Origin of the sequence: Desulfonatronum thiodismutans, assembly GCF_000717475.1 — a bacterium.
Taxonomy (GTDB): Bacteria; Desulfobacterota; Desulfovibrionia; order Desulfovibrionales; family Desulfonatronaceae; genus Desulfonatronum; species Desulfonatronum thiodismutans.
Genome location: NZ_JPIK01000013.1, coordinates 120,618 through 137,590 on the forward strand (window position 1 = coordinate 120,618; position 16,973 = coordinate 137,590).

Below are 16,973 nucleotides of genomic sequence, written 5' to 3' on the forward strand. Positions count from 1 at the left end.
CAGGATCACAGATCGATCCAGGCCAGGGGATCGGATCGTAGCGAGTCGTTTTTTTCACGCAGAGTTCGAACATCCAGGCGCAACGGCACGAAGAGGTCCAGGACCGCAACGCCGAAGGGCAGCTTGCGCACCAAACGGCGAAAGAGTTTGGCCGCCTTGATTTCGCGGGAGGAGAAATATTTTCGAGTGACCTCTTCCCGTTCCCGACGATGGGCCGCCGCGGATGCCGCGTCGTTGGACACGCCGCCGATGCGGAACACGGCCACCGGGCGCTTCAGGTAGATGCCCCGGATGTTGTGTTTGAGAAACGCCCGCAGCAACCATTCGTGGTCCGCGGCGATGCGCAGCCTGGGATCGAATGTCCCGCACCGGCTAAAGACGTCCCGACGATAGAAGATGGCCTGCTGGGTGATGGTCCGCTCCACCAGGGTCAGACGATTCATCTGGCGGTGACGGCGATAGCTCTGGACCTGCTTATGTCCTTCGTCCAGCAGAACCACGTCCCCGAAAACGATATCCGCGTCCGTAAGCGTCAGGCACCGGCTCATGGAAGTCAGCACGTCCGGCCCGAAGAGCATGTCGTCGTCGTTGAGAAAATGCAGGGCCTCGCCCGTTGTCTGGGCGATGCCCTTGTTCATGGCCTGGTAGATGCCGCCGTCCGCTTCCCGGAGGTGGCGCACCGGATAGGGTGCCGTCCGTGTGTATTCGGCGACCAGCTCTTCGGTGCCGTCGGTGGACAGGTTGTCCACGATAATGTGCTCCCAGGGCGGTGTTTGCTGGCTGGCAACGCTTTCCAAAGAGGAACGCAGCCGTTCGGCCCGGTTCCACGTGGGAGTGACGATGGAGATTTTCATGACTGTACAGCCCGCCACCAAGCGGAAGAACGGTTTTCCCAGGTGAACTCGCCTCTGCGGGCCCGGCAATGGGCCGTAAGGGCCCGGACAAGGTCCGCGTCGCGCATGATCCGGGCAAGGGCATCGGCCACTCCATTGGCGTCCTCAGGGACAAACAGCAGCGCCTCCCGCTCCGGTCGCAGCACCTCCGCGATGCTGGGCAGGCTTGCGGACAGAATCGGGCGGTTCAATCCTAAATAGTCGTAGGCCTTGGTGATGGCCACGTACGGCATGCGGCCCCGGTTCAGGGCCGGGATGATCAGGGCGTCCACATCCCGCAAAAAAACGGACAGTTCTCCAGGGGCCACGGGACCGTGGACCAGAACCGTCTCCTCGCGCCCGGCGGTCCGTTCTCGCAAGGCTTCCACCTCACGGGGGCTTCCTCCGGCGATTTTCAGTCGCGTCGGAACATGGATCAGTTCCGTGATTTCGCCCCAAGCCCCAATGAGCCACTGGACGCCCTGTTCCGGGTAGAGGGAGCCGATATAGGCCAGAGTGAAGGGCCGGGAGGCGTCCGGCTCAGGTGGAGAGACGGTTTCGGGATCGAACCCGCAGGCCAGCCCCAGATTCACCACGGGCTTGCCGGGAGCAAGCTCCTGAAGCTGGCTGCGGAGCACCTCGGTGGTGGTTAGAAGAACGTCCGCCTCTTTAAACACGGCCTGCTCCGTCCTGGCCGCTTTGGATTCCGGACCTCGCTCCAGATGCGCCAACTGATGCACTTCATACACCCGCCTCACGCCCCGCTCACGCCCCACACGCAGAAACAGAAACCGCGTCAATCCGGCAAAGCTGGCGCTGGCCAGTGTGTCCCCCGTGCGTATCCGGCGACGCAGGAACAGAAGACAGGCCCAGTAATAGACCGCGTTGACCGTTACGCCGCGACGGCCTCTGGCCCGGCGCAAAGCGGGCAGGGGGTGCAGGCGCAGATTGGGCGGGAAGGACAGCCCCATGCAGTTGAGTTGCTCTGAAACGGTTTGATCGTGACTCCGTTTTCGAATTAATGCCGTTGACAAGGCCCCCGGATAGATCAGACGCACTGTATCATCCGGAGCCGTCTCGGCCAGGGCCCGGCAGTCGCGCAGACAGTACAGGCCGTGGGCTGAGCCGTCGAAGGGGTCCTGGTTGACGACGAAAAAGAGCGTGCTCATGTCCGGCCTTCGGTCCGGAGTAGTTCATCGCAGGCCTGGAGGACCATGTTGACGCTGATCCTTTCCGCGGGTGAGCGAGAGGACTCTTCGTCCGTTGGCTCCGGTTGGATCACCACGTTCCGGGTTTGCCAGGGGGCCCATTCAATGGGGCTGGAACCCATGAACAGGGCCGCGGTGGGGCAGGAGCAGGCCGCGGCGAGGTGCATGGCCGCGGTATCCACGCCGACGAACAAGGCGGCCCTGTGCAGCAGTCCGGCCAATTGGGCCCAGGAGGTTTGCCCGGACGTGCAGATGATTCGTCCGGGAGCCGATCTGCTCAGGGAGGTGCACAATCGGACCTCTTCCGGGGCCGGACCGCAACTGAGCACGATGGCCGGGACGCGCTCCAGAAGCCCGACGCAGAGATATCGCCAACGCTGTTCCGGCCAGCGTTTGATGGACCATCGTGTTCCGGGATGGAGCACGGCGAAGCGCGTCAGTCCTGCGGCCGGAGGCCAGGGTCGGGAGTGTTCCCTGGCAAAGGACAGGGAGGGGATGGGCAAGGGGAGTGGGGTGGGCAGGCAGTCGCTGACCGTGTGAAAATCCTTTTCCACCTGGTGGCTCTTGTACCACCAGAAGTCGGAAAAATCCGTGAACGTCCGTTTCCACCACCAGTGCAGCGGTCGGCCCGCGGAGTTGGCGCATCGTCTACGTGCCCCGCTGATCAGGGTCAGCCAGCGGCCCCGGTCTCCGTCGCCCAATTCAAAGGCGTAGTCGAAACGCTCCCGGCGCACCGCCGCGGCCAGACCGAAATCCGCGGCCCAGTTCCAGGGACGGCGGTTGTTCTTCTCCGGAGCGGCGGCGGCGAGCACCCGGTCGATTTCCGGGCATCCGGCCAGAATGCCTTCGCATCCCCGGCGCACTACCACCCATATCTCGGCTTGAGGATAGGCCGCCCGGACGGAGCGGATCACCGGTGTCAGCAGCAGGCTGTCCCCGATGTGTTTGAGCTTGATGAACAGGAACTTCATGGCCGCTACCGTTCTCCCACCAGCCAGCGCCAGTACCAGGACTTTTGCCACAACGGATTGCGTTTACGTTGGATGCGGACGTTCCGGGATCGCTCCAGAGCCACTTCCCAGCGAAAGCGCAGGAACATCCGGCTGTGCCCGGCGTCTCCGCCGTACTGCTTCATTTCCTGTTCCTTGCGGGCGTCGATGGGCGTGTTGTGAGACAGGTCGCGCTCCAGTCCGTGATAGGCAGCGCCCCTGTCAATGTCGATGCGAGGGATGCAGGTTATTCTTTTGGGAAGATAGCGTTGCCTGGATCCGTGATATTTTTGGAATTTGACGAACCGATAGTCCTCGGCACCGTAATGACCGCAGAACTCCTCGTCATATCCGTAAAGCCTAAGAAATCTGGCCCGGGAAAGAAGAAAAATATTTGAGTGGCCTTTGTGCAGCCGACCAGTAGTCGGGCAGGTACGGTAGATTTTAAAAAAATCACGGCCGCATTGGGGCTGGCGGAGCATGTAGGACAATGTCGCTTCTGGGAATTCGTGATCGATGTCCGTGAGCAGCACTTTGTCTGACGCGGCATACACCATGCCTAGATTCCGCGCGCCGCCTTGATTCCAGGGAATGTCGTCCACAATGCGCAGCCACGTCAGATTGAGGTCCAGTTCCGGTAGAGGGAATTGCAGGGGGGAGCAGTCATCCACCACCACGAACTGCACCCTGTCCAGGACTTCCGGGGCATATTGCGCATACCGCTCCAGCAGGTCGAGGACAGAGTCCGGTTTTTTTTGGTCCAGGTAGAAATGCGTTACGTAGCTCAGGCCGATATGCGAATTGTCGACCACTTGTCTGGCCTGCTTGATCAAAACGTTGCTCATGGTGATATAACCGGTCACAATACAATATTTGCAGAGGGGGCTGCCAAAATTTTCCACGCGACATAGACAATGGATGCCGCTGATGCAATCACAACCAAAGAAAAAGCCATGACCTTGGAAATTGTGCCATAGATCACTGAACTATGGAGGTATAAACAGTCCTTTCTGAAAAAAAAAGGAAAAAACTTAGCTAATTTTCGATTCATTCTAGCTCTCCGCAAGCGACGGCTGCCCAGGTCGACGCCTCCTGCCACGGCCTGTGTAATCGAAACGACCCGGACATCATCTTGCGCAGTGAGCCAAGCAAGCAGCGCGTCAAGCTCTCCAAACGACAGCTTTCCTTGCAGGGCATCGTGTTCGAGGAAATCGTAGATATGGAAAAGAACGACTATGACCGGCTGCGGATCCAACGACTTCCGAGCGATGATTATCGCATCCTGGAGCTGATCAAGTGAACATGTGAACGGGACAAAGGACAATGCCGAGTCCTTCGGGGCCACGCCGCGGCAGTCTGCTGACAGGGTTGTGAAGTCAAGTTCCTCAAGGGCTGTCAGCGTTTCGTGATCGTAGGCATTCCAAGGCGGGACGAACACCTGGGGGCGAACACCCACGACCCTTTCAATGTATGACCTGGCAGTGGTCAGCTTTTCAAGCTGAACCGCTCGCCCAAGGCCGACAAACTCGCTCCTGCGATCAGGGTGCATTGATTGGTGCGTATGCCCATGCAGGGCAATGTCGATTATGCCGTCTTTGTGGCCTTGTCTGAGAATGGCAGCTTTCTCTTCCTGAAGAGGAAGAAGTGCTTGTGGAGACGGGTTGAGCACATTTTGTGAAGCGATGAAAGGGATAACGCTTATGATCAATGGAGCATCATGTTTTTTAAATACGGCAATTATCTTCTCTTCCATTTCTGTTGGACTGGAAGAAGAAAAATCATCGTATCTGAATATCACATGTACTGTTTTATGTTTATTTTTCATGACGATGGCCTTCTGAAAGGAACTGTTTTGACGTCAGGAGTACCAATTGGTTTCAGAAGGATTTATTGCAATGGGCATGCGAGCTGACTACGACAAACAGCTCTTGTTGTTCTGTCTGGTGCCTGCGTCTTGCACGACCCTTTGCATCAGTTCCTCCATCCTTTGACCCATCTGCTCCAGGGAGTATTGCTCCCGGACCATTGCCTGGGCGTTGTGCGTCATGGCCGCTCCAAGCTCGGGGTCACGCAGAACCCTCATGATCGCCGCGGCCAGGGCTTCCGGATCGCTGGGTGGGACGAGCAGTCCGGTGCGCTCGTTATCGACGATTTCCGGGATTCCACCGACGGCCGTGCCGACGAAGGGACACTGCGCGAACATGGCTTGCAGCCCGGCTTGAGGGATGCCTTCATTTTTCGTGCTGGCCAGAACGGCCATGTCCAGACCGCGATAAATCGGCCAGACATCTTCCTGGTGGCCGGGCAGGAGGATGCGCGAGGCGAATGGGCTTTCCCGAGCGCGCTTGGAATAGTCGCCCATGACCGGTCCTCCGCCCACTAGAAGCAGGTGGGCGTCAGGCAGCTCAGCGGCCAAGCGTTCGAAGGCATCAATGAGCACGTATTGCCCTTTCCAACTGCGCAAGACCGAAACCTGGCCGATGAGCAAGGCGTTGTCCGGAAGGTTGAAGCGTTTCAGCAACTCGGCCCGGGCCTGTTCTCGCGAAGGCAGCTCCGGGACGGCGATGCCCGTGGGAATGGAGCTGACCTTGTGCAGAGATAATCCCAGGGTGCTGCGTAGTTCGTCCTGAATTGTCCTGGCCGTGGTCACCACATGGTCGCACAGGCTCTGGTACTGCCAGCGGTTCATGAAGTTGTTTCGGACAGGGGTGCTCACATGACGGTAGCGAATCGTGGCCGGCACCTTGCAAAACCTGGCCGCGGTCAATCCCACCCAGCTGTCCACGCTACTGTGGGTGCAGACTACGTCCGGTCGGATTGCCCTAAACCGCCGAATCAGGCGCGCAAAGTCCACCGGCTTTTTCCGTTTAACAAAGGGAATCGCTTCGCAATCCAGCTCTGCCTCTGATGCGCGTCGGAACAGCTCGCCATGGGCTGGAGTGAACAGGTGCACGCGGTGCCCCTGGTCCCGAAGCCAAAGCGCCTCATTGAAGACCCGAATGTCCTGCCCGCCCCAGGCGTCCGAGGCTTCGGTATGGATGATGGTCAACGGCGTTGGTCGGGAGGGCATGCGTGGGAGGGAGCCTGGGGAAAAACGTATCAGGCCGCCTGGGTGGGGGCGGCCTGATATGCTTGGTTCGTCGTGAACAAGTTTTGGTATGCCGTGTCCACGATAATGTTTCGGTGAGTTTCTTTACGGGACGCCGTCGTGCATTAGTTGCACTGTCCGATGGACCCGAAGGCGCAGACCCGTCCATCGGGCCAGATGGCCTTGCTGAAATTGGCGCCGGTCAGTGTTGCTCCGTCCATTTTTGCCCCATCCAGGTACGTGTCGATGAAGTTGGCATTGGTGAGGTTGGCATTGGTGAAATTGGCATTTTTAAAATAGGCTCCCTGGAGATTGATTCCGGATAGATTGGCGCCTTGGAGGTTCACCCCGGGACATCTCGTATAGGGTTGCAGGGTGCAGTTGTCGATGACCTGCTGCGCAAGCGCCGGAGACGTTGCGACGAGAAGGCAAACAAGGAATAAGGCTGATCTGAGCATGGTTTCATCCTCCGCTGTGATGGCGTTTCGGTATAAGGAAAAGGACCGAGGCCTCTACTGGACCTTCCAGGAGCCGTCCGGCATGCGGCAGGCGGTACCGTACGCCTGTTCCGTCTTGCCGCCTACTTCGACCTGGGTCACAAATTCCCGGCAATATTGACCGTCGGGGCGCTGAAAGGTGTTCACGGGGGTGACGTTGAAGCGATTGCCGGTGTCCGGATTTTTCCACTGGGATGTCTGTCCGGTGGGTTGCGTTTCCAGGGTGCGGCTGACCTGCTGCTGATCCATGCGGTCCATGTAGCCGCCCACATAGGTACCCAGGGCCGCGCCGAGGATGGTCCCGCCGATGATTGCCGCGACCCTCCCGCTGCCCGCGCCGATCTGCGCGCCGGCAATGCCGCCGCCGATCCCGCCGAGCAGACCTCCACCGATCTGGTTGATTGGTGCGCTGCCACCCTGGGTGCTGCCGCAACCAGCGGCCAGCAACGCCAATACAGCTAAAATCGCCAATGTTTTACGCGTTGAATGCATTTTCATACTCTCCTCCCTGATGGGTTTACGGATCGTGAAGTTATTGCTCGCTTTTCAGTTCCCGTTGCATCAATTCCTGCACGGCCTGTCGCGGGTTTTTGTCCTCGTAAAGAACCTGGTACACTTGTTCGGTAATGGGCATATCTACCTTATGCTGGCGGCCCAGGGCGTGCACCGATTCCGTGGTCTTGACGCCTTCGGCCACCATTTTCATCTGTCCGAGGATGTCTAAAAGTTTGTTGCCCTCGGCCAGTTTCAGGCCGACCTGGCGATTGCGGGACAGGTCTCCGGTGCAGGTCAAGACCAAGTCCCCCATGCCGGCAAGCCCCATGAATGTCTGGGCCTGAGCACCCATGGCCACGCCCAGTCGGGACATCTCGGCCAGACCACGGGTGATCAGGGCCGCCCGTGCGTTGGTGCCGAAGCCGAGGCCGTCGGATATCCCGGCGGCGATGGCGATGATGTTTTTCAGTGCCCCGCCCAGTTCCACGCCACGAACGTCCTTGTTGGTGTAGACACGGAAGGCGTCAGTAGAGAGGAGGTCCTGGATGGATTTGGCCGCGGCCTTGTCCTTGCATCCCAGGGTGACCGCCGTGGGCATGCCCTTGCTCACCTCCTTGGCGAAGGAAGGGCCGGAGAGCATGGCGAAAACGGGCTTGAGGCCGATAAGGGCATCCTCCGTCACCTCGGACATGGTCCGCAGGGTTTCCAGGGCGATGCCTTTGCTGGCGGAGATGATCATCGGCTTTTTAGGGAGGAACTCGCGCACGGTCTTGAGCACCCCGCCGTAAAACTGACTGGGGACGACGAAAAGAAAGAAGTCCGCGCCATCCGTGACCTGGGCGAAGTCGTCACTGGCGGTGAGGCCGGGAGCGAGTTCCAGGTCGGGGAGATACCAGGGGTTGCGGCGCTTGGCGCGGATCAAGGAGGCCAGTTCCTTTTCCCGGACCCAGAGACGGGCCGAGCCATGCTTGTGCGCCAAGAGGTTGGCCAGGGTCGTGCCCCAACTGCCGCCGCCGAATACCGCTGTTTGCATAATCAGAAGTCCGTTGTGCTGTGGTTTGATGCGCCGGGTCGGAAACCGATCGCGTTCAGGGGCCATGGCGGCCCGTGGAGGAAATATGGATTTGTCTACTCCAAGCCATTGACTCAATCAAGTGTGGCCTCGTGTCGCCTCATCAGAGCACCTTGCGCTCCTGGGTCGATGTGTCTTGAGGGTCGCACGGCCCCAGGGCGTATATGCGGATTTTCGTGCTGCGGGGGAATTCCTTGCGCAGCAGGGTTTGCAGGAGTTTGCGTATTTTTTCCAGGGCAATGTCTTCAAAAAGGCTCTTGTCGAAACCATCCTGAAGGACGTCCCAGGCGTTTTCCCCCACCCGGAGAAAGAGCACTCGCCGATTGCGCTTGTAGGTCCGGATCTCCAGGCAATGACCCAAGGGCAGCTTTTCCAGGCGCTCCAGAATAGTGAAAACGGCTGAGCTTTTGTCGATCATGGTGGTTTGCGAAGCAGTCGGTGAGGACCATGTAACAGCCCGTTAGCGGCCAATGAGGCAAACGGAAATCTTGTCCAGGGCGTCTTGGCGAACCCAGTTCCATTTTTCCCTGAACAGGCGGTCGCTGCGAAACAGATTGTTCTCCTGGGCGCGGGTCAGAAAACGGTCCAGCTGTCCAGGTCCTCCGTTGTACATGGCGTAGAGCATCCCGGCCCACAAGTCTGCGTTCCAATCTTTGTCGGGCTCCTTGCGCATCCTGGGGTGGGCGTATTTGGAGTGGTAGAGGTCCAGGATTTCGGCCCCGACCTGGGAGTTGTAGGCGATGTCCCAGCGCAAACGGGTCTGGTCGTAGAGGCCGCGCCAGACTCGTTCGTTGATCTGCATGATCCCCACCGAGGTATTGTTGTAGGACCGGATGTACATGATTCGGTCCCCGGATGTCGTGAACTGTCGGAAACAGCTTTCCTGCCAGGCCGCGGCCAGGACCATGTCGTGGAAGAAGTCGTGGTGTCCGGCGGGACGTTCGGTTTTGTCCAAGACCTCTTCGGCCCGGTCCCGGAGTAACCCGGTCACTCGGTCCATGTACGTTCCCAGGTCTCGCCCCTGGAAAACCCAATGGGCAAGATCGACCTCCAGTTCGGCCGGGGGGAACTCGGCCTGGGCTGTACCTATGAAAAACGCCGCGAGATGGTCCTGGAGAAATTTCAGGCTCCGGGACCACGGAGAACCCGGCGGCGTCGATTCCCTTCCGGAGTCCTCGTTGTCCAGCCCCCTTTCCAGTCCCCTTTCCAGCTCCCTGTCCAACCCCAAGTCCAACCCTAAAACGCGGCGCAACTCCGGAAGCAATTTCGGTCCATACTCCAAAAGGGTCTCCTGCTCGTCCAGCAGCCAGGCCAGACGGATCAGCCCGTCCCGGCTGATCTCCAGCCCCAGGGTCGGACCCAGCTTGTCCAGGGCCAAGAGAGCGTCGGAAGCCGAAAAAAAGGCCAGATAGCCCAGCAGGGATTCGTTGTCGGCATCCAGAAGTTGGCCGCGAAACAGCGGCCCGAGCCAGGTCCAGGCCTCCACGAACTGGATGCGGACCAAGTCGGCCTGGCCCACGGGATCCTCGAGATGATAGGCGAACTCATGGCGCATGCGCAGCAAAACGTCCAGCAGAAGCATTTGCTCGTCGTCCGTAAGCTGTCTGGTCGCCAGGGTCGTAATCAGATGTACCAGGAAAGCGTCCCAGACTTCCCAGGCGACTATGAATTGCTCCAGTTCCTCGTGGGACAGATATGGCTCCAGCCATTCCGGTTCGGGCTGGTACAGTTCGTCGAAAATCGTCATCACATTTTCCAGGCGCAATCCTTGAGCCTGGATCTGTACGTCTTTCGGACGAAGTCCGTTCAGCATCTCAAGGACTTGCGGCCGATCCGCGTCCGCCAGCATCAGCGGAAGGAAGTCTTGTAACTGCTGTTTGGGCGGTCCCAGGTTCACCGAGACGTCGGCCAATGCCCCCAGGACGTAGTCCTCCACCAAACGCCATGCCAAGGAGGCCAGGCGGGCCGGTTGGCCGTCCAGGGTGCGCATTTCGGATTTGAACGGCCTGAAACGCAGGGTCCAGTCCTCGGGAGAGACCGAGGGGCGTTGATGCATGACCAGCACCCCGTCGAAACTCAGCGGCAGGACGCAATACCTGCCCATGCTCCGTCCGTAGCGCAGATGGACCTGCGTTTCCATGAGCAACACACCGCCTTCCTCCCGGAAGCGCGGAGCGGAAACAACGACGCCCTGGCAGCCGTCCTGCTCGTAATACAAGGTCTTGCGCGTTTTCTCCGGATCCACCCCCGCGACGGCTCCTCCTTCCAGAAACGTGTTCCGGATCATGGCGTTGAGCAGCGAATAGTCGATGGTCATGGGCAGGGTGACCTGTTTGGGCTCGCCCAAGGTGTCGGCGGCCGGAGAGGCGGCGGCGATCAACGCCGTCCAGGTCAGCAGGCAACTACAGAGGGCCGCATATCCGATTCCATGGCGAATTTTCAGCGTCATAGGTTTTTCTCCCCTGCCACGATCCGGAGCAGTTCCTCGGTCATGGTCAGGATTTGCCGTTCACTTTTCCATGAAAAATCGTCGTTTTGCAAGATCAAGTGGGCCTGGCTGTAAAGCGGACGCAGCATTGGCGGGCCTTGGGACCAAAACGTCTCGTCCCTGGCCCGGCGCAGTTTGCGGTGAAAGCCGAACAGGAAATGGACAAAGGTTTCGGCCAGGTCAGGGAAGGCGCGGGTCAGGTCGGTCCAGGCCGCCAGGGGCTTGTCCCGTTCCCACAGACCGAAGGAACTGCCCCAGAACATCGACCAGAATTCGTCCAGCATGTTCCGGGACGACCGCGTGGCGTTTTCCGGGAGCAGGCGGTTGAGGTGGTACAAGCCTTGGGGCGTTTTGGCGGACAAGAACAGGTTGCCGTCCGCCGTTCTCGGCCTGGCTTGGCCCCGGCCGTCAGGATCGGCCAGGGCATGGACCAGTTGAGCCACGCGGCGGGGCAGGAAATGGTCGTGGCACCTATGGGTTGCGTGGCGGGTTTCATGATGCGCCCCCGGATGCCTGGGGTGGGTGCAGCCCCAGCAGCCCACGCAACTGATCCGGGCTTGTAGTACATGGTGGCCGGGCTGGTAAGGGCCGGTTTCCCAGGGATTGACCGGGCCCAGGGACAGGTTGAGGACCCGCAGGCCGGTCCAGGCGGCCAGATGCATCGGGCCGGTGTCCGGCGTGACCAGCAGTTCCAGGCTCTGGCCGAGGTCGACGAACCGGGCCAGGGTCAGGCGGTCGGCCAGGTTGAGGACATTATGACCGGTCTGTTTTTGGACCTTCGCGGCCACGTCCCGTTCAGCGGGCCCGCCCAAGAGGATCGGTCGCAGATCCCGGTGCAGCAGTTCCCGAGCCAGGTCGGCCCAGAAGCGTGGGGTCGGCCTTTTGGCCGGTTCGCTGGCTCCCAGGAACAGACCTATACGGCGTCGGTCTCCCAGACAGGTCCGGGGTTCGGGCCAGCGGGTGGCGGCGATCCGGGACAGGGGAACGCAGTCCAGGGCGTTCAGGTCGGCCCAATGGAAGCGGTTGTGGCGGTTGGCGTGGACCAGTCCGGCCCGGTAGAGGTGCCATGGGCCATGAATACGGCGTACGCCGTCGGTGGACTGCACCGGACCGACGCGGCGTTCGGCCCGGACCTCGCCGGCCAGGGTCGCCGCGGCCCGCTCGTGGCTGAGGTTGACGCACAGGGCGAAGGCGGTCCGGCGTACCTGCTCGGTCGCGGTCCAGGGGAAGTAGGTGGCCGCCGGACTGACGGGCAACAAGGCCTCGTAGAAACGCGGCTCGCCCACCACCCAGATCGGATGGCCCGGATGCTCCCGTTGCAACCACAAGAACAGGGGGAAGGACAGGATCAGATCCCCCATCCGCTGCATCTGGAGAATGAGGATCGGCTTCGCGGACATTATCCGTAAACCGCGAGCATGGTTTTGAGCAGGGAGGTCATCCGCAGGTCGTAGGTATGCTCCCGGAGGACTCGTTCTCGGGCGGCCCGGGCGATTTTCTCGCGGGCCAGGGGATGACGCAGATAGAAATCGACCAAGTCCGGGATTTCCTCGGGATTTGCATAGGCCACGACCTCCCGGCCGGGCTCGAACAGCTCGTCCATCTGGCGGCGCTGGTCCGTGATCAGAAACTGACCGCAGGCCGGAACATCGAAGACCCGTTGATTCACCGCGCCCTTCATCTGCATGCTGGTGCAGTTGAAGTTGATTTCGGAGCAGGGGTAGAACCTGGGCAGATCCGAGTAGTAGCTCAGTTCCGGGTGCCAGCGCCACGCTTCAGGTCGGCCGCGCAGGGCGGTCTTCCAGTACTTGTCCCCGGCGATGAGCGGCTTAAAAGGCAGGATGCGCTGGACGCAACGGTTGCGGTACAGGCGGGTGGCCTCCCAGGTCACGGCGGTTTCGAAGGCCAGCCGTTCTTCCACTGATGGCAGGGCCTCGAAGCATTGGAAAACCTCTGGGAAGGCGATCCGCAGGTGCTCCCGGACGCTGTCGTCAGCTGAATCCCCGAAGGAGCGGGCCACCTCGCGGTAGGCCAGGAGCATGGGCCGGGGAAAGCGTCCGGCCTTGAGCCGGGCCGCCACCTTGGCCAGCATGGAGTTGCCCACGAAGGAAACCCGGGCCCGCCAGGAATCGGGACAGGACTCGGGGCGGTTCGTGGAGCCGGATGGCGGACGAAATCGGTGGATGTCCGTGCCCAGAGGCAGGTAATGGACATGCTCGAAGCCCATGGCCCGCAATGAGTCCACGTTGTCCGCGTCCCAAGTGAAGATCGTGGTCCAAGGGTTGACCAGTTTGGTGTAGACGTAGAGTACCAGGTGCGGGTTGTCCACGAACCAGGAGGCCAGGGGCAGGCGGCATTTTTCCAGCAGTTCCATGAGCACGCCTTCCCGGTCCACCCCCAGATGGTTGATGGTCAGGACCAGGTCCGGCTTGAACTCCAGAATCGCGGTGAGCAGATCCTGGACGAATTCGGTTCGCCCGAATTCCCGAGGTGTGAACTCCAGTAGCCGGTGGGGCACGTCCATGCGCTGGAAGGCCCCGATCACCTCGCCCAGCAGGAAATACTGGCTGGTCAGCAGCAAAACTCGGGGCGGCCAGGCGCGGCACTTGGCATATGCGGCACGGGCCCAGATGTCGAAGCGGGAGCTGGCTTCCAAGTGAGCCTGGACGACCTTGTAATGTTCCGGGTCCAGGCGGGCGTACAGGGGCATGAGCAACGGATGCAACGGCAAACCGCCATGGTCCATCTGCCAGCGGGTCAAGGCGTCCAGGGCTTCTTCCGGAGTTGAGGAGTCCACCCAGAGCACTCGCGGATTGTCGGCCAGGTCACGGGAGCCGGTCACGGACTGGATTGCCGCCTCCTTATCCACCACGGCCACGGGACCGGAAGCGGTTCGCAACAGCTCCCGCAGCGCGACACCCAAACCGCAACCCAACAGTACGGGCAATCCGCGGGCTGAGTCGTTCAGCGCTTTCTTGACCAACTCCTCCTCGCGCCGCCCGCCATCGCGGCCCCAGAGCCGCCACTTTCGACCAGATTCAAAAACAATCAGGACGTCTTCCGGAGGGGAAGCAAAGGAGACTTCGGGGCTGTTGGGCACGGCCTCGGCTCGGTAGGCGGTAGTGCCGACGGAAGTGTCGCGTCCGGAAGCGGGCGGTGGGGTCGGGAGCGTGGATTGACGGGCGTCGGTCATGGACGGGTCACCAGGATTGAGCGTCCGGGGAGTGGTAGTAGAACTCGACCCGTCGATTTCTCCGCCGGTTGTCTTCCGAATTGTTGGGGACCAGAGGTTGGCTGTCCGCGTAGCCCACGGCCCGCATTCTGGTGGGAGAAAAGCCGCCGTGCTCCAGAATGTAGCGCAGGGCCGCGGTGGCCCGGGCCGAGGAGAGTTCCCAGTTGGAGGGAAACTGCGCTGTTCTGACGGGCGTATTGTCGGTGTGGCCGCGGATGACCAGGTTCATGTTGTAGTCGCGCAAAATTTTGATGGCCGCTTCCAGGGCCGGAACGGCTTCGGGCTTGAGCTCGGCGGAGCCCACGTCGAACATGGACTCGCTGTCCACCCGCAAAACCAGCCCCTCGTCGTCCGCCTCCACGCCGGAACTTTTTTGCAGGGCCTCGTCGTCCTGCATGATGGTCCGCAATTGGACGACCATGCTCAGGACTTCCTCGTTTTGCCGGCTGAGTTCCAGATCCTTGCGCTCGAACTCCGAGGGGGAAAAGGCTACGTAGTCCGCCTCCCGGCGTTGGACCTGGACCCCGAAGGCGGTCTGGATGGAGCCGAGCATCTCCCGGAAGCGGACGATGTCCATGTTCGCAAAGGAAAGCACCAGGATGAAGAAGGTCAGCAACAACGACATCAAGTCGGCGAAGGTGACCATCCACAAAGGGGCGCCTTCTTCTTCCTGGGGCGGTGCGTTGTTTCTGGGCATGGTGTCGGCGTCTTGAAAACGTGAAGCGTCGCGAAAGTGTACCGAATTATTGGCGCAGGGCCGGGGGCACGAAGGACTCCAGCTTTTCCTGGATCAGTCGCGGGTTTTCTCCGCGCAGAATGGACATGACCCCTTCCATGGTCATTTCCATGATCGTGACTTCCTCCAGGGAGCGCTCCTCCAGCTTTTTGGAAATGGGAATGAAGGCCAGATTGGCCAACAGGGCGCCGTAAAGAGTGGTCAGCAGGGCCAGGGCCATGCCCGGGCCGATGGCCGTGGGGTCGTCCAGGACCTGGAGCATGTTCACCAAGCCGATCAGAGTGCCGATCATCCCGAAGGCCGGAGCCATGGCCCCCATGCCCCTGAACACTCCTTGCCCTTGGCGGTGGCGTTGTTGGGTGAAGCTGAGCTCGGTTTCCAGGATGGTCCGGACCAGCCGTTCCTCGGTACCGTCGGCGACCAGCATCACGCCTTTTTTCAGAAACTTGTCCGAGATCGTGGCTCGTTCCAGGGCGATCAGGCTTTCCTTGCGGGCCAGGTTGGCCAGGGCCACCACCTCGTCGATGACGAGCTTGGGGTTGGGACTTCTGGAGAAAAAGGCCTTCAGCGCAACCTTGAAAGATCCCAGAACCACGCCCATGGGGAACATGATGAAGGTCACGGAAACGGTGCCGCCGATTACGATCAGCGCCGATGGGGCGTTGACGAAGCCCATGAAGTCGCCGCCGAGCATGATGGCGATGAAGACGAAGATGACGCCGCTGATCAAGCCGAGCAGAGTTCCGATGTCCATAGCCTGTGAGACCTTTTACTTTTTGGGTTCCGCCGGGGATGTCATTTCGATCTGCGCGTCGCGCAGCGTCAGCCTGACGTTGGAAACGGGATCGGCGATGGGCAAAAAGGCCTGGCCGATGCTGATGTCCACTCCCGGCCGGATTTCTCCGGGCACGATCACCGCGCAAGAAGCCAGATCCGAGGTGGATATCCGTTCGGTCCAGGCGAAGCGCTGTTTTTCCAGGACCGACAGTTTGTGATCCAACTCCCGCATCAACTCCGTTTCCGCTTTGCTTTGCTTCTTTCGAGCGTCCAGGGACCCCCGGCGGGCTCTCAATGTCGTTATCGTGCTTTCCAAGTCGGAAATTTTCTGCATCAAAAAAGGATCATAGCCCAGGGTGACGGTGGTGACGGTGCTCAGGCCGCCGCCCAGCTGTGCGCCGACCCGGACCAGTCTCCGACAGACGGCTTCACCACCGATCAGTCTGTCCCCCACCGCCAGGGCGTTGCCCACCAGCAACTTGCAGTGCAGGCAGGCCCCTTCCACCAGGAGGTTCTTGCCGGCACTGAGCAGGGCGTTTTCGCAAAATTTGACCTTGATGCTATTTTTGGCCTTCAATTCGGCCCGGTGGTCTCCCTTGATCCCGGCTTCCACCTGGATGGATTGGGATGCCTCCAGGACCGCGGCCTCCACCGGGCCTTTGACCAGGATGTTTCGACCCTTGACCTTGAACCCGGAGCGTACCGACCCGTGAATCACGACGTCGCCGACAAAGGAGATGTTGCCCGTGGCGTAGTCCACGTCCCGGCGGACGTTGAGCAGGGTTTTGACGGAGATCCGACCGTCGGGGTCGTAATAGACGTATCCGTTGGCCGTGGCCAGCAGAAGTTTGGGGTTTTGAGGATCGACCTCGGTGTTCGTGCCGACGGGGAAAATCGGCTGATCCAGAATGAATCGGGAATCGTGCTGGGTAACATCCTGATCGGTCGCCTGAACCAGTTCGGCCAGAACCTGTCCGGCCACCACGTTGTGGACGTAGTCGCGGTTCAGGTGGTCCACCCGTTCGTTGCCCCGGGCCTTGGCCTTTATGTCCAGATGATTGAAGTCCGGATCAAAGTGATGCTTCAAAACAAAACTCATGGCATCTCCACTCGCTGGCGAGGCGAAAAGACTTCCGGTCTACACCGGGAGGCACGTGACCAGTTCGGATTCGTTCTCAATACACTCGAAAAAAGCCAGGAGTTGGACCAATTCCAGGGTTTTTACGACCACGTCGTTGGGTTGATACAGATAAAAACAGCCGTCCCGTTGGCGAACTTTGTTGCTCAGAAAGACCAGAAATCCGATTCCGGAGCTGTCCAGAAACGTGACGCGACCGAGATCGCAGACCAGGATGGGCCGCTCGCCCATCTCCGTCAGGATGGTCTCGGCCTGGGTCTTCATTGTTTGTGTCGCCTCGTAGGTGATCTTCCCGGACAAGGACACCTTGGTCCAGTTGGTCATTGGTTCATGGTGCAAGTCGGCCATGATTCCTCCTGTTGATGAATGTCTGAACGCGAG

General features: G+C 60.3%; 17 protein-coding genes. All 17 read right to left on the reverse strand.

The features are described 5' to 3' along the window. Positions 1 to 5: 5 nt before the first annotated feature. The 17 genes from GY33_RS0110575 to GY33_RS0110655 all read right to left on the reverse strand — a co-directional run bounded on the left by GY33_RS0110575 (position 6) and on the right by GY33_RS0110655 (position 16,940). Positions 6 to 854, reverse strand: a complete 849-nt coding sequence (locus tag GY33_RS0110575) for a glycosyltransferase family 2 protein (RefSeq protein WP_031387314.1) — start codon at positions 852 to 854, stop codon at positions 6 to 8. Beyond that, complete coding sequence (locus GY33_RS0110580; RefSeq protein ID WP_031387315.1) at positions 851 to 2,041, reverse strand: glycosyltransferase family 4 protein; 1,191 nt, start codon at positions 2,039 to 2,041, stop codon at positions 851 to 853. Before GY33_RS0110580 ends, GY33_RS0110575 begins: the two co-directional genes overlap by 4 nt. After that, positions 2,038 to 3,051 (reverse strand): glycosyltransferase family 9 protein, encoded by a 1,014-nt coding sequence (locus tag GY33_RS0110585; RefSeq protein WP_031387316.1) that lies wholly within the window; start codon positions 3,049 to 3,051, stop codon positions 2,038 to 2,040. The genes GY33_RS0110580 and GY33_RS0110585 overlap by 4 nt, the downstream gene beginning before the upstream one ends. Before the next feature lie 5 nt (positions 3,052 to 3,056). After that, positions 3,057 to 3,914 carry a hypothetical protein gene (locus GY33_RS0110590; protein WP_031387317.1) on the reverse strand — a complete coding sequence of 286 codons (858 nt, stop codon included), beginning with the start codon at positions 3,912 to 3,914 and terminating at the stop codon, positions 3,057 to 3,059. Between the two features lie 14 nt (positions 3,915 to 3,928). Next, the gene (locus GY33_RS0110595) at positions 3,929 to 4,894 is read right to left on the reverse strand and encodes a DUF2334 domain-containing protein (protein WP_084185089.1); all 966 of its coding nucleotides are present in this window, start codon (positions 4,892 to 4,894) and stop codon (positions 3,929 to 3,931) included. Between the two features lie 87 nt (positions 4,895 to 4,981). Continuing rightward, positions 4,982 to 6,139: a glycosyltransferase family 4 protein gene (locus GY33_RS0110600; RefSeq protein ID WP_084185090.1), complete on the reverse strand. Its 1,158-nt coding sequence runs from the start codon at positions 6,137 to 6,139 to the stop codon at positions 4,982 to 4,984. A 143-nt stretch (positions 6,140 to 6,282) separates the two neighbouring features. Further along, positions 6,283 to 6,615: a pentapeptide repeat-containing protein gene (locus tag GY33_RS19185; RefSeq protein WP_084185091.1), complete on the reverse strand. Its 333-nt coding sequence runs from the start codon at positions 6,613 to 6,615 to the stop codon at positions 6,283 to 6,285. 54 nt (positions 6,616 to 6,669) lie between these two features. Further along, positions 6,670 to 7,152 carry an RT0821/Lpp0805 family surface protein gene (locus GY33_RS0110610; protein WP_235185504.1) on the reverse strand — a complete coding sequence of 161 codons (483 nt, stop codon included), beginning with the start codon at positions 7,150 to 7,152 and terminating at the stop codon, positions 6,670 to 6,672. A gap of 34 nt (positions 7,153 to 7,186) precedes the next feature. Further along, positions 7,187 to 8,182 carry an NAD(P)H-dependent glycerol-3-phosphate dehydrogenase gene (locus tag GY33_RS0110615; RefSeq protein WP_031387321.1) on the reverse strand — a complete coding sequence of 332 codons (996 nt, stop codon included), beginning with the start codon at positions 8,180 to 8,182 and terminating at the stop codon, positions 7,187 to 7,189. 142 nt (positions 8,183 to 8,324) lie between these two features. Then, complete coding sequence (locus tag GY33_RS0110620; RefSeq protein ID WP_031387322.1) at positions 8,325 to 8,639, reverse strand: hypothetical protein; 315 nt, start codon at positions 8,637 to 8,639, stop codon at positions 8,325 to 8,327. A gap of 42 nt (positions 8,640 to 8,681) precedes the next feature. Next, positions 8,682 to 10,670, reverse strand: coding sequence for a lytic transglycosylase domain-containing protein (locus GY33_RS0110625; protein WP_031387323.1), 1,989 nt, complete (start codon positions 10,668 to 10,670; stop codon positions 8,682 to 8,684). Then, the gene (locus GY33_RS0110630) at positions 10,667 to 12,109 is read right to left on the reverse strand and encodes a glycosyltransferase family 9 protein (RefSeq protein WP_031387324.1); all 1,443 of its coding nucleotides are present in this window, start codon (positions 12,107 to 12,109) and stop codon (positions 10,667 to 10,669) included. The genes GY33_RS0110625 and GY33_RS0110630 overlap by 4 nt, the downstream gene beginning before the upstream one ends. Next, a complete protein-coding gene (locus tag GY33_RS0110635) occupies positions 12,109 to 13,902 on the reverse strand; it encodes a CgeB family protein (protein ID WP_084185092.1) in 1,794 nt (597 codons plus the stop codon). The genes GY33_RS0110630 and GY33_RS0110635 overlap by 1 nt, the downstream gene beginning before the upstream one ends. A 7-nt stretch (positions 13,903 to 13,909) precedes the next feature. Then, positions 13,910 to 14,638, reverse strand: coding sequence for an OmpA/MotB family protein (locus tag GY33_RS0110640; RefSeq protein WP_031387326.1), 729 nt, complete (start codon positions 14,636 to 14,638; stop codon positions 13,910 to 13,912). Between the two features lie 46 nt (positions 14,639 to 14,684). Next, entirely contained in the window at positions 14,685 to 15,431 is a 747-nt protein-coding gene (locus tag GY33_RS0110645; RefSeq protein WP_031387327.1) for a motility protein A, read from the reverse strand. Positions 15,432 to 15,446: 15 nt separating this feature from the next. Continuing rightward, positions 15,447 to 16,553, reverse strand: coding sequence for a DUF342 domain-containing protein (locus tag GY33_RS0110650; RefSeq protein WP_031387328.1), 1,107 nt, complete (start codon positions 16,551 to 16,553; stop codon positions 15,447 to 15,449). A gap of 39 nt (positions 16,554 to 16,592) precedes the next feature. Next, on the reverse strand, positions 16,593 to 16,940 hold the full coding sequence (locus tag GY33_RS0110655; RefSeq protein ID WP_035271871.1) for an STAS domain-containing protein: 348 nt from the start codon (positions 16,938 to 16,940) through the stop codon (positions 16,593 to 16,595). Between the last annotated feature and the right edge of the window lie 33 nt (positions 16,941 to 16,973).